Raw genomic sequence first — 2,059 nt, forward strand, 5'->3', positions numbered from 1 at the left:
CCCCGCCGTCCAGCGCGGCCGGGAGGTACTCGTTGTGGATGGACCGCAGGGTATAGACGCCCGTCTGCTCCAGGGGCTGGATGTAGAGGTAGCCCCCCCGGCCCACCCCCATTGGGTGGCGCAGCAGCATTTGCAAGCCGTCCAGGTCATACAGAAGCCGTCCATTGAGGCTGGAGGAGGTCAGGGTAATGGCCCGCAGCCGGTCCAGCACCAGTCCCCCGCTGAACACCACCGCCAAAGCCCCAATCGCCACAACGCCCAAGGCGCCCAGGGCCACCGGCAGGATTTTTCTCTCCCGCAGGGCGGACCATCCGCCCCAGCCCAGCGCCATAAACAGAAACAGCAAAAAAATGCCCCGGGAGCCGGACAGATAGATGCCGCACACCAGCACAGCCATCGCCGCCCAGTCGATGCTGCGGCGCCTGTCCTTCAAAAGCAGCAGAATCAGGCATATCAGCTGAAACAGGGCCCAGGTGTTGGCATATTGAAACAGCCCGTCGATCCGCCCGTTCCGGCTGGCCACCCCCGCCGCGCTGTCATACAGAAAGGCCGCCGTGGCCAGCAGGGACAGGATGGCACCCTCATAGGCGACGGCGTCCAGAATCTGCCGCCGCTCCTCCTGAGAGTAGGAGGCAGCATAGATGAAAAACAGGGCCCAGACCGCGGTGCGCAGAAATCCGGTAAAGGCCATCCCCCAGCTCACCCCAAAGGGGACAGTCAGCAGGTGGCAGGCGCACAGCCCATACAGGCACCAGGCCTCCACCCCCACCGGCAGGCGGAGGGTCCCAGCGCTGCGGACCGTCCAGCCCAGCAGCAGGAGCAGCGCCGCGCCCCATGCCAGAACGGAAAAATTGTAGTACCCTCCAAACAGCGGGACGAGGAGCAGCATCAGAAAGAGCAGCGGCGTGTTGGCCCTGGGCCGCTCCACCGGAAGGTCCTGCCGCCGCCTGCTACTTTTGGCCATTCTGCCCCTCCCCAAACAGCACGTCCACCACGGTCTTGGACTCGGAAAAACGGCTGTTGTCGTTGTTGCTGTCCAGCAGGACGATTATATATTCCTGCCCGTCCTCCCGGGCCAGAGTCACCAGATTGTAGCCGCCGATGAGGGTGGTGCCCGTCTTCAGGCCCACCACCCGCTCGTCCCGGCCCACCAGGCGGTGCATGTTTTTAAACTCCCGGTCCTCCACCGTCAGCTTGGGCACACTGGTAAAGTCCAGCAGCTCCGGGTGGGCCCGAATCAGTTCCCGGGACAGCACCGCGATATCACGGGCCGTCATATAGTGGCCCGACGCGTCGATGCCGGTGGCGTTGGCAAAGTTGGAGCCCTTCATCCCCAGTTCCTTCGCCTTCTCGTTCATCCGGGCCACAAAATCCAGTTCATCCCGGGCGCACATCAGCACCAGGCACTGCACACAGTCGCAGCCGCTGGACAGCACAGTGCCCGCCACCAGCTGCCGGACCGTGAACACCTCCCCGGGGGTCATGCCATATTTGGAGCCCTGGGTGTGGGCCTGCTCCGGGGTGACAGTGAAGGTATCCTCCCAGCTCAGGGCGCCGCTCTCCAGGTCGTCAAGGACCAAAAACAGGGTCATCAGCTTAGTCAGACTGGCAGGAGAGCGGGGGGTGTCGATATCCTGCTTGTATACAAAGCGGCCGGTGTCAACGTCCATAACCGCCACGTAACGGGCCGTGAGATAGGGCAGTTCGATCTGTGGGACGCTAAAATGCCGCCACAGCACGGCCACACACACCAGAACAGCTGCCGCAGCCAGCCACAGCAGCGGACGCTGCTTTTTCACGGGCTTTTTACTGCGACTGGAAGATGCCTTGCCCTTTTTCATATCAGCAATCCACCCCTCCGGAACGGTGTATGGAACATGAGCAGAATACACTTCCATAACCACAAAATAGAATGATTTCCTCTGTAGCATAGCATAATTTGGAGAGTATGTCCAGCTATCTTATAAAAGTTTCAGGCCTGATCCGGTTTCGCTGACATTACAGGGTTGGATAGCGCAAATTCCCATGGAGCTTACCCCCGGCAGAACATTTTCAGCAC

The 2,059-nt window shown here is 61.1% G+C and carries 2 protein-coding genes; both read right to left on the bottom strand.

Features of this window, described 5'->3' with window-relative positions; genetic code table 11:
* A partial coding sequence (locus tag ACTO5E_RS10890) for an O-antigen ligase family protein (RefSeq protein WP_482303584.1) occupies positions 1-964 on the bottom strand: 964 nt, incomplete at its 3' end.
* Complete coding sequence (locus tag ACTO5E_RS10895) at positions 951-1,841, bottom strand: D-alanyl-D-alanine carboxypeptidase family protein (RefSeq protein WP_482303586.1); 891 nt, start codon at positions 1,839-1,841, stop codon at positions 951-953. The genes ACTO5E_RS10895 and ACTO5E_RS10890, both read right to left, overlap by 14 nt.
* Positions 1,842-2,059: the final 218 nt, after the last annotated feature.

It is taken from the genome of Acutalibacter sp. (assembly GCF_056800975.1).